Origin of the sequence: Ruminococcus sp. RTP21358st1_G6_RTP21358_211008 (assembly GCF_040908885.1) — a bacterium.
GTDB lineage: Bacteria > Bacillota > Clostridia > Lachnospirales > Lachnospiraceae > Blautia_A > Blautia_A faecis.
This window is the reverse complement of the sequence record NZ_JBDGDM010000007.1, coordinates 71987-88016: the sequence shown is the minus strand read 5'-3', so window position 1 is coordinate 88016 and position 16030 is coordinate 71987. Positions and strand designations below refer to the sequence as shown.

General features: G+C 44.0%; 12 protein-coding genes. 3 read left to right on the top strand and 9 right to left on the bottom strand.

The window, feature by feature from the left end; all coding sequences use genetic code 11:
- The first annotated feature begins 320 nt into the window (after nucleotides 1–320).
- Nucleotides 321–974, top strand: a complete 654-nt coding sequence (locus AB5Z12_RS04375) for an L-rhamnose mutarotase (RefSeq protein WP_118580077.1) — start codon at nucleotides 321–323, stop codon at nucleotides 972–974.
- A 38-nt stretch (nucleotides 975–1012) separates the two neighbouring features.
- On the opposite strand, the gene selA is transcribed toward AB5Z12_RS04375, so the two are convergent.
- From selA to AB5Z12_RS04360, 3 genes are all read right to left on the bottom strand, one after another.
- Nucleotides 1013–2515: an L-seryl-tRNA(Sec) selenium transferase gene (gene selA / locus AB5Z12_RS04370; protein ID WP_368356943.1), complete on the bottom strand. Its 1503-nt coding sequence runs from the start codon at nucleotides 2513–2515 to the stop codon at nucleotides 1013–1015.
- Between the two features lie 70 nt (nucleotides 2516–2585).
- Nucleotides 2586–4451, bottom strand: a complete 1866-nt coding sequence (locus AB5Z12_RS04365; RefSeq protein ID WP_195699756.1) for an ABC-F family ATP-binding cassette domain-containing protein — start codon at nucleotides 4449–4451, stop codon at nucleotides 2586–2588.
- A 60-nt stretch (nucleotides 4452–4511) separates the two neighbouring features.
- Complete coding sequence (locus AB5Z12_RS04360) at nucleotides 4512–5873, bottom strand: MATE family efflux transporter (RefSeq protein WP_368356944.1); 1362 nt, start codon at nucleotides 5871–5873, stop codon at nucleotides 4512–4514.
- Between the two features lie 355 nt (nucleotides 5874–6228).
- Between AB5Z12_RS04360 and AB5Z12_RS04355 the strand changes: the two genes are divergently transcribed.
- Entirely contained in the window at nucleotides 6229–8166 is a 1938-nt protein-coding gene (locus AB5Z12_RS04355; protein ID WP_368356945.1) for a glycoside hydrolase family 2 protein, read from the top strand.
- Nucleotides 8167–8341: 175 nt separating this feature from the next.
- Here the strand turns inward: AB5Z12_RS04355 and AB5Z12_RS04350 are convergent, their stop codons facing one another.
- Nucleotides 8342–8965 (bottom strand): hypothetical protein, encoded by a 624-nt coding sequence (locus AB5Z12_RS04350; RefSeq protein WP_173715489.1) that lies wholly within the window; start codon nucleotides 8963–8965, stop codon nucleotides 8342–8344.
- A gap of 223 nt (nucleotides 8966–9188) precedes the next feature.
- Between AB5Z12_RS04350 and AB5Z12_RS04345 the strand changes: the two genes are divergently transcribed.
- Complete coding sequence (locus AB5Z12_RS04345; protein ID WP_347161068.1) at nucleotides 9189–9893, top strand: LytTR family DNA-binding domain-containing protein; 705 nt, start codon at nucleotides 9189–9191, stop codon at nucleotides 9891–9893.
- A gap of 72 nt (nucleotides 9894–9965) precedes the next feature.
- Here the strand turns inward: AB5Z12_RS04345 and AB5Z12_RS04340 are convergent, their stop codons facing one another.
- The 5 genes from AB5Z12_RS04340 to AB5Z12_RS04320 form a co-directional block, all read right to left on the bottom strand.
- Complete coding sequence (locus AB5Z12_RS04340) at nucleotides 9966–11915, bottom strand: GHKL domain-containing protein (protein WP_237963467.1); 1950 nt, start codon at nucleotides 11913–11915, stop codon at nucleotides 9966–9968.
- Nucleotides 11893–13974 (bottom strand): hypothetical protein, encoded by a 2082-nt coding sequence (locus AB5Z12_RS04335; RefSeq protein WP_237963466.1) that lies wholly within the window; start codon nucleotides 13972–13974, stop codon nucleotides 11893–11895. Before AB5Z12_RS04335 ends, AB5Z12_RS04340 begins: the two co-directional genes overlap by 23 nt.
- 184 nt (nucleotides 13975–14158) lie before the next feature.
- Nucleotides 14159–15046: an alpha/beta hydrolase gene (locus AB5Z12_RS04330; RefSeq protein WP_173772394.1), complete on the bottom strand. Its 888-nt coding sequence runs from the start codon at nucleotides 15044–15046 to the stop codon at nucleotides 14159–14161.
- A 136-nt stretch (nucleotides 15047–15182) separates the two neighbouring features.
- A complete protein-coding gene (gene rpmF, locus AB5Z12_RS04325; protein ID WP_077610953.1) occupies nucleotides 15183–15365 on the bottom strand; it encodes a 50S ribosomal protein L32 in 183 nt (60 codons plus the stop codon).
- Between the two features lie 5 nt (nucleotides 15366–15370).
- Nucleotides 15371–15898, bottom strand: coding sequence for a DUF177 domain-containing protein (locus tag AB5Z12_RS04320; RefSeq protein WP_118580053.1), 528 nt, complete (start codon nucleotides 15896–15898; stop codon nucleotides 15371–15373).
- Nucleotides 15899–16030 lie beyond the last annotated feature (132 nt).

Sequence of the window (16030 nt, the reverse complement as noted above, 5' to 3'; positions counted from 1 at the left end):
AAGGGTGGATTTATCTGAGAAATTATGCTATCCTTATTACTGGTTACTGTTCACTCCGTTCACAGTAACGCGCTTCGCGATGCACAGAAATCATGCAAAGCATGATTTCGCGCCGCAATTCTCGGGTTTTCTGTGAACTTTGTTCACAAAAAACACCTCGCGGAACATTACCAGTGAACAGTAACTATTACTGTTCACTGGTAACATTCCGTGAGAAGTAAACTTGACTTTTTCTTAGATTAATATTTTTTTACAAGGTTCAAAACAGAAAAACCAGATATACACAATATCTTATTTTTATAAAACGGAGGATTTTTCTTATGGAAAGACACAGCTTTGCTATGGAAATCAAAAAAGGGAAAAAAAATGAATACCGCCAGATATTAGGAGAGATCTGGCCAGATCTGACTGCATTTCTGGATCAGGAAAAGGTACATAATTTCAGCATCTGGAACTGTGATTCCCTGATTTTCGGATATTACGAAACAGACGAAAATAACGAATTTTCAGAAGAGAAAAAAGCCAGCATCCAGGCTCTCACTTCCAGAATTGACCACACCTTCACCTGGATCTCCACCCCTGGCGAAAACATGCGTCTGATGTACCACAATTTCGGTGTTGTCCGCGAAAACAAAGAGCTGATCCGCCACAGAATGTTCATGACCAGACTGAAACCTGATTGCGAGGAAGAATATAAGGCAAGACATGACGGACTGGTTGCCGCGAGAGAGGGCAGAATTGACCCGGGTCCTGACAGCAACTTCAGCATCTGGAGCGCAGGCGGATATATTTTCGGCTACGACGAGATCGACACCACTATGGAGACTGAAGAAACACCGGAAGCCCATGAAGCTACCGTTGCCTGGGAAACCCGTCAACTTGGCATCATGGACTGGATCACCAATGACTGCGACTGGCTCACAGGAACAGTCCACTCTGCAAGTGTAAGACTAGCATGGCATATAGGGAAATAAAATCATAATATGCCAAAACCCTCAATGATTTTCAAAGATCATTGAGGGTTTTTCTTGTACAGATCATATTTCAATTCTTTTCTGAGAATCTCCAATTCTTCGCCAGTCCTTATGGTTCTCATTTCCAGATAGACCCAGTCGTCTACAATATGACCAATAACCGGAGTATCCAGTTTCCGTAAGCGATCACTGATTTCCTGAGCGGAAAATCCACTTCCATTCAGGCTTCTTATCTGCAATGCAGCTCCAGGCAGTGTTTTTCCAGGTGTAGTACCACCGCCAACAGGATTTCGTGTAGAGGTTACTGCAAGTTCATATTCAGAATCATCGGCCAACAGTTCACTCATAAGCCATAATGCATTCCGCTTAAGTTCTTCTGCACTTCGACTCATCATATCATAAACCGGAATCTCTTTCTCCAACCGACCTTCATCCAGATAAATACTTACTGTCTTATCCAACGCGGCAGCTGTAAACTTATCGATCCGCAGTGCCCGCATGAGAGGATGCCTGGAAATCTTTTCGATCAAATCTTTACGTCCTGCCAGTATTCCTGCCTGTGGTCCGCCCAGAAGTTTATCTCCACTGAAAGATACAATATCTGCACCCTTCTTCAAAAGCTCCTGTACGGTCTTTTCAGGCTCGATTCCATAAAAGGCAATATCCACAAGGCTCCCACTTCCAAAATCCACCAAAAGGGGAATTCCGCGGTTATGTGCCGCTTCTGCAAGCTCTGCAAGCTCTGCTTCATGGGTAAAACCGGTAATCTGATAGTTGCTGGTGTGCACTTTCAGAAAGGCAGCTGTATTCGCCGTCACTGCATTTTCGTAATCCTCCAGATAAGTCCGGTTGGTAGTCCCCACTTCTACAAGCATCGTTCCACTCTGACTGCATACATCAGGAATCCGGAACTTCCCGCCAATCTCCACAAGCTCTCCTCTGGAAACTACGGTTTCCCCTCCAGAGGCCAGCGCTGTCAGCATGAGCAGCACTGCTGCCGCGTTGTTATTCACTGTAATGGCAGCCTCAGCACCTGTCAGCTTACAGAGATTTTCAGCAAAATGATCATATCTGCTTCCCCTCTTCCCATCTTCCAGATTCAATTCCAGATTGGTATATCCGGTCATCAAAGGTACAAGCTCCGACACCAGTCTGTCCCCCAGAGGCGCTCTTCCCAGATTTGTGTGGAGAATCACACCGGTAGCATTGATCACTCGCTGCATCTGCCTCTGGCTCCTGTGCGCAAGCAGTCTATTCATTTCCTGCAAAATGTACTCTGTATAATCTAATGTTGTCCCAGACAAAGCTTTCATATCAGACAACTTCACCAGTAAACCATCCTTCTGCCCTGATAGTCCGGATGTATCCAGGAACACCGCTGGCTTTTCTTCCGTAAAAATCTGCTGACGCATGGCATCCCGCAGCTGCGCTTCCACTTTTCTGGCAGCTTCCAGTACTGCACAATGCCCATACTGTTCCGTCAGTTCTTTCGTCCGTTCCATTCCCATGATCCTGTCAATTTTGGGCAGTCTGCGAAACAATTCATTTCTCCTGTTCAAAAAGCTTTTCTCTTCTTTATGGGCTTTCGAAACATGCAGCTTCCTGTCACCTTTATCCATTATTTTTCTGCGCCTCAATCCGCTCCGCCAGATCATTCAGATACACCCAGCGATCCATTTTCTCTTCCAGCTGTTTCTCCGCTGCCTCTTTATCAGCCATAATCTCACGAAGTTTCACGGAATTGGTGGCATTTGCCATCATATCATTCTCCAGCCTGGCAATTTTCTCTTCAAGTCTGGCTATATCCTCATCAATAACGGCATATTCACGTTCTTCTTTATAAGTAAATTTCAGTTTTTCAGACTTCTGTCCCTGCTTCCAGTCTTTTCTGGTAGGTTTTTTCTCTTCATCCTCTGTACTGTTATTTCCAGAAGCTGCTTTGTCCGACAAACTGCTGCCGGTCCCGGCACCAATTTCACTGCTTCCAGCCCCATATTTCCGCGTTTTCGCTTCTGCATAATCTGTATAACCACCCTCATACTGGGTCAGTTTTCCATTCCCTTCAAAGGCTAAAATGCGGTCCACCACATCATCCAGGAAATAACGGTCGTGAGATACCGTGATCACAATTCCGGAAAATGTAGAAAGATAATCTTCGAGAATGGTCAGTGTAGGAATGTCCAGATCATTACTTGGCTCATCCAGAAGAAGTACATTTGGTGCCTCCATCAGTACCTTCAGGAGATACAGACGTCTCTTCTCTCCTCCTGACAGCTTGGCTACCGGTGTATACTGCATTGCAGAATCAAAAAGAAAACGCTCCAGCATCATAGATGCGCTAATCTTTCCATCACGTGTAGGAATAAACTCTGCTACATCACGGATATAATCAATCACCCGCTGGTTTCCATTCATATCCGGCACTTCCTGGGCGAAGTAACCGATCTTGATCGTCTCCCCAATCTCCACGGTACCGGAATCCGGTTCCACCATTCCGTCAATAATACGGATCAAAGTAGATTTTCCGCATCCATTTGGTCCGATAATTCCAAGTCTCTGATTTCTCAGCACAATATAGTCAAAATCATCCAGAATCACCTTATCGCCATAGCTTTTGGAAATGTGATGAAGCTCTACTGTCTTTTTCCCCATTCTGGTCTCCACAGAGTCCATCTGCACATCTGTCTCCTGAACAGGCGCCTTGCCATTTTTTAACGCTTCCAGACGCTCCAGACGGGCCCGCTGCTTGGTGCTTCTTGCACGGCAGCCACGCTTCGCCCATTCCAGCTCCATACGGAGAATGCTCTGTCTCTTCCTCTCAGAAGCCAGCTCCATCTCTTCTCTTTGTGCTTTTAATTCCAGAAATCCTGAATAATTGGCATCATAGGAATATACTTTTCCATGACTGATTTCCAGAATTTTATTGGTAACTTTGTCAAGGAAATAACGGTCATGCGTAACCATGATCACAACGCCTTTAAACCGGTTCAGGTAATCCTCCAGCCAGGTTACCATCTCATTATCCAGATGGTTGGTAGGCTCATCCAGAATCAGCACATCAGAAGGGTTTACCAGAGTTCTGGCCAGAGCTACACGCTTCTTCTGTCCACCAGAAAGCTGCTCCACAGGGACATCATGTTCTGTAATCCCCAGCTTATTCAAAATATTTCTGGCCTCACTTTCCGTGCTCCAGTCCTTCTGCCATTTCCCATCAGCCACATAGTCCTGTACAATGGCACCTTTTGGAAAATCTGGCATCTGAGGCAGATAGGTGATACGAAGGCCATTCTGGGAAATCACCTGTCCCTCATCTGTCTCCTCTTCCCCTGCAATGATTTTCAGCAGAGTACTTTTTCCAGTTCCATTGATTCCAATGATTCCGATTTTATCCCCATCATGGATTCCATAGGAAATATCATCAAAAATCTTTTTATCTCCAAAAATCTTGCTTACATGTTCAATGTTCAGTACATTCATAAAAACCATAACTCCTTTTTCACCATCCACTGGCATTTATTTCAGTATTTTCCGCCTCTGTCAGTTTCTTTTTTTCTCAAAACCATGGATCCAGTCTGATTTCAGATAAAAAACCAAAAACAGAATGGAGCTTAATGACCAGGTCAGTGGATAAGCCCAGAATACAGTCTGGATCACCGGATGCAGCTTCACAGCGATGGTTATATAAGTCACACGGATCACACACCAGCAGCCCAGCATAACAAACATGGGCACCGTAGCTCTTCCCGCTCCGCGCATAAGTCCTGCAATGCAATGGGAAAAGGCAAGCAGAAAATAGAACAGAGTAATGATATGTGCCTCTTTCACTCCGAAAGCAATCACTTTCGGATCATTGTTAAAAGCGGCAATAAATACCGGGCTTGCAAAATACACAATAATTCCCACTATCTCTGCCATCGAAATACTGCAGAGGATACCAATACGTGCTCCTTTTTTTGCCCTGTCATATTTCTTTGCGCCCAGATTCTGACTGATAAATGTGGTCAACCCCATAGAAAAACAGGTAATAGGCAGAAAACCAAATCCCTCAACCTTGGAATATGCCCCGCATCCAGCAACAGCCAGCTTGCCGAAGCTGTTGATATTAGACTGCACTACCACGTTTGCAATGGCGATCACGGAGTTCTGGATGCCGGCAGGAAGACCGTTGGATACAATCTGTTTCAGCATATAGGAGTCCAGGCGAACATCCCTAAGGGAAACCGTATACTCCTCCGGGCTTTTTTTCATCAGACGGTACAGGCACAAAAATGCACTCATAAACTGGGAAATGATAGTGGCAAGAGCTGCGCCCTCCACGCCCATTCCAAATCCGCCTACAAAAACCATATCCAGAGCCACATTCAAAAGCGATGAAAAAATCAGGTAATACAATGGATGACGGCTGTCTCCCACTGCCTGCATAATGCCTACAAAATTGTTATAAAGAACCAGTCCCAGGGATCCCAGGGCATATACCTGGAAATACAGGGTGGATTTCGGCAAAATATCTGCCGGTGTTTTCATAAGGATCAGAATTTTTGGTGCAAGCACAACACCGCCAGCTGTAAGAAGTATACCGCACAGAATACCAAAAGCCACCGTGGTATGAATCGCCCTGTGAAGCTCCTTCTTCTGCCTTGCGCCAAAATATCTCGCTATGATAACGCCTGCTCCCATAGCAAGGCCCTGAAAAAATCCTACCAGCAGAAATGTAAGACTGCCGGATGAACTTACCGCAGCCAGTGCATCACTTCCCAGAAAGTTTCCCACGATCAGAGAATCTGCTGTATTGTACAGCTGCTGGAACAGGTTTCCCAGAAAAAGCGGGAACGCAAATCCCATCAGTTTCTTCCAGATAGACCCTTCTGTCAGCAGATTTTTGTTTTGTGAATTATTCATCTTTTTCCCCTCCATCAATCCTTTTTATCGTAACATACCACACCTGCTTTTTCAATCGTAAGTTGCGATGTGCTGTTCACTCTACGCCCTGCAACCGTGTTTCTCTTCACTTCATTCACAGCAACACGTTTCGCGTTACACAAAACTCATGCATCCGCAAGATTTCACGCTCAAATTCTCGTTTTTCTGTGAACTTTGTTCGCAAAAACACCTCGCGGAACATTACCAGTGAACAGTAATGTTGCGGATCAGGTTTTCACAAATCCAATTGCAAACGTCCATATTTCGTGTATAATAAGACATATCATTATAATTATTTTTTCATACTTTTCGTAAATTTAAGGAGGACATATATTTGAAAAATCTGGAAACCATTTGGAGCAAAGCGGCTGCCCTGGGACAGACTCTGAAAGAATATCCTCGTCCGGATATGGTACGCCGTCACTGGATCAATCTGAACGGCATGTGGGACTATCTGATTACTGACAGCCGCATTCTTCCATGGCAATTTTACGAAAGCGAATATTTCCCCTTTGACGGACAGATTTTAGTGCCCTTTTCACCGGAAGCACCTCTTTCCCAGGTAAAGCGCCAGCTTTTGCCAGATGAAACCTTATGGTATTCCCGTACCATCCAGTTGCCAGAGAACTGCCTGGATACAGAAAGTCAGCGGCTTCTTCTGCATTTTGGAGCTGTAGATCAGATCTGCAGCGTGTACATTAACGGAAAGTTCGTCAGCTATCACAAGGGCGGCTACCTTCCATTTACCACAGATATTACAGACTTTATCACAGAAGATCTCACAGTCTCTATCCTCATAAGTGTCCACGACTTCAGTGACACCTCCTATCATGCCAGAGGCAAACAGCAGCTGAAACGCGGCGGTATGTTCTATACTGCCCAGAGCGGGATATGGCAGACTGTATGGATGGAGATCGTACCGAACGAATACATAAGAGATGTGCGTGTTACCCCGGATTGGGACAATGGTCTGGTCCGGATGCGCATCCGCGTATCCTCCCCATCCTTGACTGAAAATGCATCTCCTGCCCATATAAGTCACACGGCAGCGGATCAGACAGATTCTCAGGAAACCATTTTGGCTTTTTCACCTGACAGGCAGAATTCATCCAATGTGATCTGTAAGGTTTACCCACCTGTTTTTCTCGAAGCAGACGGACTTAACGATACATTATGCCAGGATGAAATAACTGCCGCCGCAATCCGTCCCGGAAAAGGAGCCACCCTCTCCATCCCGGAAAATATGCAGAAGTCCTGGACTCCCAAAGAGCCGTGGCTTTACCCCTATTCCCTGGAATATGGCAAAGACCGGGTTCTTGGATATTTCGCACTCCGCAAATGTGACGTACAGATAGCTGACGATGGCTATCCACGCTTTTTCCTGAACGATCAGCCATATTTTCAGAGCGGCGTGCTGGATCAGGGCTACTGGCCAGACGGGCTTTATACAGCACCTTCCGACGAAGCTTTCATCTACGATATTCGTGCAATGAAAGATCTTGGCTTTAACATGCTCCGCAAGCATGGCAAAATCGAAGCAGACCGCTGGTATTTCCACTGTGACCGCATGGGAATGCTGGTATGGCAGGATATGCCTAACGGCGGTTCTTCCTACCATCACTGGTTTGTCACCTATCTGGCCACATTATTAAACTGGATGCGCATTCCAGTAAAAGACCTCCACGCCCGCCTGCTCTCCCGCACAGATGAATTCGGCCGTCAGGAATACATTGACGATATCCGGGATATGGTCAGGACACTGTATAATCATCCTTCCATTGTCACATGGGTACCTTTCAACGAAGGATGGGGACAATTTTCCACCAAAAAAGTCACAGATTTTATTCACCGTCTGGATCCTTCCCGCCTGGTAGATTCTGCCAGTGGATGGTTTGATCAGGGCTGTGGTGATATTAACAGTCTCCATTATTATTTTCTTGGACTTCCAGTACCAGAATCAGACCGCGTACTTGCTTTATCTGAATTTGGAGGTTACTCTCTTCGCCTGCAAGAGCACAGTGCCTGTAAAAATATTTACGGATATAAGAAATTTACCACCAGCGAGGCGCTTACCGACGGCTTCTCCAGGTTGATGGAAAACACTATCGTACCTTCTGTAAAAAAAGGATACTCTGCAACTGTTTTCACGCAGCTTTCTGATATTGAAGAAGAAACCAACGGACTGATCACTTACGATCGTAAAAAGATTAAAATGAATCCGTTGATTGTACAGAAATGGAATACGAAGCTGAAGAAATCTTTACACAACTAACTGTTAAACGCATATTTATCTGATGAAACAAAAAAACAGAAGCCATGCAGTCTTTTTCCATATACTGCATAGCTTCTGTTTTGTTTTCTTAAGCGCCAGCTTCAAAATTTATTTCCAGCTGACATTCACGTTTCGCATTTAAATTAGTTATTACTGCTGATTGCATTTATAGCAATTAGTTTGCTGCTTCTTCGTCAGCTGCCGCATCGGTCTCAGCCTCTGCATTTTCCACATTGTCTTCTGTCTTGATCAGAGAAACGAAAAGTGTCTCAGCGATAGGCTGAATGTCATCAGATTTCGGTCCGATCTGAACATTGTACATCATTCCCTCAGCATCCTCCAGGAAAGCGATTCCGTATGTACTTTCAGTCTCGAAGGAAACCGCATAGAGTCCGTTAATGCAAACCTTCTCAACATCTTCATACTCTGTAGCCAGCTCATCAGCCATGGAATGCAGATCATACTCTGTTCCAACATCTGTAGCGGTCACTACCATGTTCACGCCTTCTTCAGAATCTGGATCCTGTGCCTGGAACATAACACCGTCTGCTGCATCTTCATCTGAAATTTCCAGAACATCCCAGTTACTTGGTACATAGAGATCGAAGCCCGGCTCAAAAGATAACCATGTTCCTTCATATGCAGCTTCATCAAGCATGTCCATTGTTAATTCTGTAATCTCATCATCTGCAGTCTCAGTATCTTCTGCTGCATCTGCCTCAGCCCATACAGGAGCAGAAAATCCGGTTACCATTGCTGCGGTACATAACATAGCCATAACTTTTTTCCAGTTTTTCATTTTTCTACCTCACTTTTATCATATTTTGTGATATTATATAGAGGACCTAAAAAGTTTATAATACTTTCTAACGCCTCATCACCTTGAGGTTACTATATCCGATTTATTTTGAAAAAACAATATACATGGGATGAAATGACACTTTCAGTGATATTTTGATGTTCCTGTTCACAGCAACATTTTGATTTACTGCAGATTTTCATTCTTTTGGAGGATTTTAGCATTGAACATTGCAATAATTGATGATGTGCAGCAGGATCTTGATGCACTTGCAGAAGCTGCCCGGGAACATTATGACCCAAAACAGATATCTATCCAATTACATACCTTCTCTTCACCTGAAGATTTCTGGAACAGCTATTCTCCCGGCAGTTATGACCTGATTTTTCTTGATATCTACATAAAGCAGGCCAATGGTATGGACTTGGCCGCCCAGCTTCGGGAAAAAGGCGACTCCTGTGCTCTTATTTTTGTTACCAGCAGCGATGCTTTTGCGGTTGCCAGTTACGACGTGCAGGCAGCTTATTATCTTCTGAAGCCTCTTGATACAAACAAGCTCACAAAGGTATTGGACTCCATTCAGATCAAGCGTGCACAGGATACACGATATATAGAGGTGATCTGCGACCGTACCCTTCTACGTGTTCCTGTAAAAACCATTTTATATGCAGACACCTTTCACAATGCTGTCCAGCTTCACACAGACGCAGGAGTTCTGCGCACATACCTGACTTTCCAGAAATTCGAGGAACTGATTCACGATCTCCCCTGTTTTCTCTCCTGCTACCGCGGCTGTCTTGTGAATATGGACCGCATTTACAAACCACTGGAGGAGGGCTTTCTTCTGGACAACCAGGAAACCGTCCAGATCCGTAAACGGGGAGCTAACGCAATCAAGAAGGAATATCTGAATTATCTTTTCTCATAATACAAAAGTCTGCACAACTGGTTGCGCAGACTTTTTATGTGGAAGAAAGACCCGGCAAAATTTCTCAGCCTGTCAGTCAGCTTTGTCAGAAAGCCGTAAATCCATATCTTCCAATGGAATAAACACATTCGCCCGGAATATACCGTTTCTGGCAGAAAAGTCGGCATATCCACCATATTTCTCTGCTGTTTTGTAAACAGAAGCAATTCCAATTCCCTGCCCGCTGTGACTTGTGGAATAAAAAGCTGCCCCATTTCTCTGCACTTCTCCTGCATAGGTGTTTTCAATATTGATCAGAAGTTTTCCCATTTTTACTTTGCAGATGCAATTTACATAAGTCTCATCCGCGTTCTCTTCTTTTTGCACTGCTCTCACCGCATTTTCCATCAGATTACCAAAAATCCTGCAGATATCCAGATCAGAAATTTTCATTTTCTCTGGAACCTCTACTGAATATCTGTACTTTATACCTTTTTGCTCCAGCTGTGACGCATAGTAATGTAAGATTGCATCCACAGACATGTTCTTGCAATAGCATACTGGTGTCTGCATTTTTTCGGTGCTCTCCTGTGCGAACTGATGAAAATACTCTTTCAGTTCTTCATAATGTTCCTGTTCCAGCAGAATGGAAGCAGTACGGATATACTGTCTGAAGTCATGTCTTGTACGGCTTGCCTCTTCCAGCGCATCAGTTAACTTCTCATAATGCTCCTTTTGCATAAGCAGACGCAATTCCATCTGTCTGGACTGTTCTTCATAGATCAGCCGCATCCGATAGCCTTCTGTCAGTTTTCTCCAGAGAAGCATTCCAAATATACCTGTCAAAATGACGCCGCCCCATTCTGGAAACCAGCCGCCAATAATCGGATCATACAAAGACCATATGCGATCTGCTGCCAGAGATACTGCATAAATTACGGTTCCTGTAAGAAGCGAAATGCCCTGCATCCCTTCCGTATAGAAAAACGCAGTTAAAACAAGACATACAGCAGTAAACCATTTCAGCACCTCCGTTGCCGCTGAAATACCATAAGAAAGAGCTGCGGTCTCCATTCCCCCGGCAAAAATCCCGGCAAGCGTAACCCCAAGACCTGCCACAGCTGTAGCAAGAACCCCCCATGCCATCCACTTATACTTTTGCCCGGTGATCTCATATTCCAGCAAAAGCATTGCCGGAAAAGCGAGAAAATAGAACAGCATTTCAACAGAGAACCAGGGCTGTACTCTTAGCGCCAGGTATGTATGCAGAAGGGGATAGCAGGTATACCCGAGCACACAAAGGCATACTCCTGCAAAAAGTACATTTTCCCTGCTTCTGGTTTTAAAAAATGCCCATACGGAAAACGCCAGAACCAGAATGATCAAGGTAAATACAGAGGAATTGATAAACACCGCAATTCCCCTTATGGTGTTTATTTTTAAAGGATTTCCAAAAACAGGTACACTCTGGATTCCCGGCGAAGCAGAGCTTTTATCTGTCACTGCAATCAGAATTTCTAATGAAGTATTGGCCTTGAAGGTAAACATTCTGTTCTGAGTCCGTTCCACATAATGATCCGGGTCCGGATTTCCCATCTGTCCGACCAGAACACCATCCACATACAAATTATATGCTGAAAAAATTTCCGGCAGATACAAACCATATGTATGCTGCTCAGCGGGAAGCATGATTTTTAACCGGTATGTACCACTCCCATACGGACTTCTCCCACTGTTTCCAAGTTCCATTCCACCATATTCCCCAATAGAAATATAACGAAAATAATATTTATCCAGATCATCCTCCGGCGTAAGAAGTGCATCCGGATAATATTCCCATTCTCTGGACAAATAATAGACAGGAAAGCTCTCATAGGAGCCATCTGCATACAAAAGTCCGTGTATGGCTTTTTCCTCTCTTGTCATATATTTGTTATTTGAACAATACAACACGTAAAAAAACATAAAGGATAGAATCATGGTTATGATTACAGTTCCCCACAGCAGCTTCCTTCCTTTTTTATTTGCTTTGTTCTCCTTCACCCCGTTCCCCCTTTCGGAGCTTTTTGCCGCGTCTCATTGGTATATTCCATAACAATATTAACAAAATTACAATTATTATAACAATTGAAGCCGTTTTTTTATGTTGACTGTTAAGATTCTCATCTGAATTCGCTTTCTGGTTTTTGACATCTTCCGAAAGAAGTTCCTCAACCTGTTCTGACAGCTTTTCTTCTCCTGAGTCCGCCGCATTTTCCAGACTGTCTCCTTCCGGATCATCCTCTTCTGTGTTTCCACCATTCTCTGTCTGATTTTGTGGTTGCTCTTCCACTGTATAATCTCCAGTTTTATCAATGGGAATCACCGCAGCGTTCTGTGCATCATTTACCGAACCTGTATAGGAGTTACCTTCTTCGTCTGTCAGCATAGTCTGAGAGTCACGGTTCGCATACGGAATCTCCACGGTAGCTCCTGGAATATCTGTAACAGCTTCTCCGTTTTTGGAAATTTTTACAGAAACATCACTTCCCACCCAGGAAATGTCTGTCTCAATCTGATCCTCCGCTTTTATATTCCAGTTTTTTACCACTTCCACAGGAACCCTTACCAGCACTCCGTCTCCTTCAAAAGGAATCAGCTTTACACCATTCTTCATAAGATCCAGCAGCCTGTTTCCTACAAGGATGGTGGAAGTATCCGTTACCCGCTCCGTTTCATCGTCAATATCCGGAAGCTCTTTGCCATCCCTGTCTGCATAATTGCGCTTGTACCAGTGCTCATTAGAAATAAGCTCCCCACCATACACAAAAGTATATACCCCGGTACTTCCACCTGAATAGGTTACGTAAATTCCATATTCCCTGCCAGCTTTAAGAACACTTTTTTTCAGATACAGCCCCTTTCTGTCAAAATAGGAATTACTTTTGCCTATTTCTTTATCTTCATTATTTTCCAGCAGATATACCTGCAGATCGTCCAGCTGTTCATCTGTAAAACAGTCTAATATCATAGGAAAGAACAGAACATCCACGCCAACCACACAGCACGTCTGTACTTCCGGCTGATCCGGGCGCTGAACAGTAATATAAGCAGCTGCCCCCGGAACAGTAAGCTCCTGATCCACCGTGCAGCCTTCTGGAGCTGCAAAAGTTCCCGTCACTTTATAAACGCCAGGAGCATTCACATCAACCTGACTGAAATCCCATACTGAATGCATGATAACAGCCGGATGGGCCGCAGTATCCTCATATTCTTCACAGGTGCTCCCAAAAATATAAAAAGTCTCCTCCAGCTCGGTCCGTACTTCTGCCAGACTCTGCCCCGCCCGCACCGCATATACCATGCAGCGCTGCAGGCTCTTTTCGTCAATCTCCTCGCAGGAACGGATAACAGTATCTTTTGATACTGTCCCGCCAATTGTTCCAGGCTGATAACTGAGTATCTCCAGGCTTCCATCTGACTGATAGCGGTATTTAAGATTTCTGGTTTTCCCTTCATTATAAACAACTGTCAGTGTATATATATTTTCAGCTATCATACTCTGGCAGGAAAGATACATCCCATCGGTATCCGCAAATCCATATCCTTCCTCGCTTACATTTACCCAGTCCTCTCCTTCTTTTTGAAGCCATATTTCCATCATATCTGGATTCTGCTCTGTGATCCATGGAAAATAGTAAATACCTGCTGAAATCATTCGGGAATACACCTGAATCTCCGGCTGTCCCGGATTCTGTACAGAAATCCATGCTGTCCATTCCGGAAGACCGACATTGCTTGTATATCCTTCCGGAAGTCTCACTGTCCCTGTAATCTTATAGGCTCCCACAGTCTGAATATCAATTCCGGAATAGTCCCAGATTGCATCCAGATAAAGCTCTTCTCCATCTTCTGTATATGCAATGCAGCTCATGCCATCATAAATTTCCTGCAGTTTCTGCAGGCTTCCGCCTTTCAAAACTGCTCCGGCAGGTATGTAGAAAATTCTGGAAAAATCCCTTATTACATTTTCTGCTGCCCTTACTTCCTGCACGCTTTTCCAGGCAAATATGCAAAGCAAAAATAAAAAAACACTTATCAGACCTTTTAACCTTTTTTTCATTGATTTTCTCCCTTATCCCAAGCATATAAGATTTCATCGTATAATACAAGAAACCTGTGGCGAACCGCAGGTTTCCGTGAAAAATGGGTGTTACTGTTTACTTTATTACAACAACAAGAGCGTGTTTGAAAAAGGCTCTAACTTTGCATTGTACCGTAATATGTTTTACATGAATGTCCTACTATCAGAAACAAAACTCCCTGAAAAAATCACATTCTGCATCATTGCACTGGGCAGCATCAATTGTTTTTACATCGCAGTGGAACACGTGACCAAGTTTATTAACCTTATCTCCAAACATACGATATACAAAGGGCACATTGTTCTCCATCAGTTTCTGAACTAATGCAGGTGCCTGTGCTTTCTGATGATCTGCCACGGAAGTCATGCAAAATACAGGAGGATAAACATCTGTAATGCCGTTCAGTACATCAATGCTCTCCAGTTCTTCCTCTGTACCGCCTTCCGGAAGAAGTTCCTTCATGATCAGCATAGTCATATTGTCTGCCCCTTCCCTTGGGATCCTGTACACACCGCAATTTAAAGCAATTGCAGTAAGGGCAAAGCCCTCTGGTACAGCAAAATCATATTTGGCAGCATATGCCGGATTCGTACAGATTGCTGCATAAAGTCCCAGAAGATGAGCTCCTGCAGAATCTCCTACTGCAAAAATACGTTCTGTATCAAAATGGAATCTTCCTGCACGCTTCATCACCCACTTGCATACCAGATTTACATCCTCTAACTGTGCTGGAAATTTGCTCTCAGGAGCCAGACGATATGTAAAGTTTACAACTGCAAATCCTCGCTGTGCAAGACTCATACAATAGTACTGGTATCTTTCTTTATCTCCATACATCCAGGCTCCTCCATGAACGCTGATAATGATCGGAAGGTCTTCTCCCTGTGCCTGCTTCGGCCTGTATACGTCCAGTCTCTGCATCTCCCTGTCATCATGTCCATATACAATATTATCCCAACGTTCGATGTCTTCCGGGGTATTCATAAGAGCATCGCGCTCATCATCTGCCTTTTTAAATTCTGATCTGATCTTATCGCTTAATTCAGACATTGTAGTTCCTCCAGGTAATGTATTTTTCTGTGAATATTATAAATGAATTATATAGAAAAAACAACAGGAAAGAATCCTGCTTGCTGCATAAAAAAAGAACACCTAATCAACTCAGGTGTTCTTTAAAGATTCGCTATTAGTCTTCAACTTTAACGATCTCTTTTTTGTTATAGCTTCCGCAAGCCTTGCAAACTCTGTGTGGCATCATAAGTGCGCCGCATTTGCTGCATTTTACAAGGTTCGGAGCGCTCATTTTCCAGTTTGCTCTTCTCTTATCGCGTCTTGCTTTGGAAGATTTATTCTTTGGGCAGATGGACATTTCGGTTACACCTCCTTAAATTTACTGAATATATCACTGATAGCTGCCATACGGGGATCCTTAGGCTCCTCGGCACATCCGCAGGGACCATCATTCAGGTTCTTCCCGCATCTGCTGCAAATCCCTTTGCAGTCTTCTTTACATAAGACTTTCAAAGGCCAGCTCATCAGTACCTCAAGATAGACCAAACGGTCCACATCCAGGTCATAGCCGGTGAGATAGCTGCTCTCATCCAGATCATTCACACGTTCTTCATCCGTAAGCTTCATGTCGAGTTTCCTCTTGAATTCAAAAGGAATCCTGGTCCTAACCTCTTCCAGACATCTGTCACATGGAATTCCAACAGTCACAAGACCGCTTCCCTCCAGTTCCAGAACTCTGTCGCCGGTATTCGTAATCGTAAGCTCTACAGGTTCCTTAGCCAGTACTGGAAAGGTTCCCTGCTGGAAGGTGATGGTATCCATCTCAAAAGCAACACTGTAGTGCTGGCTCTTACCCTCGCTGGATGAAATGTCTGATAAATGTATCTGCATAATCGTCTCCCTATTCACACTTAATCAATTATACATACCCTGTCATTATTTGTCAACTTGAATTTTCCCTTATATACAATAATTTTTCAAAAAAATTACAAAAGCTGGCGAAATTTCAGGTGGAATATTAAA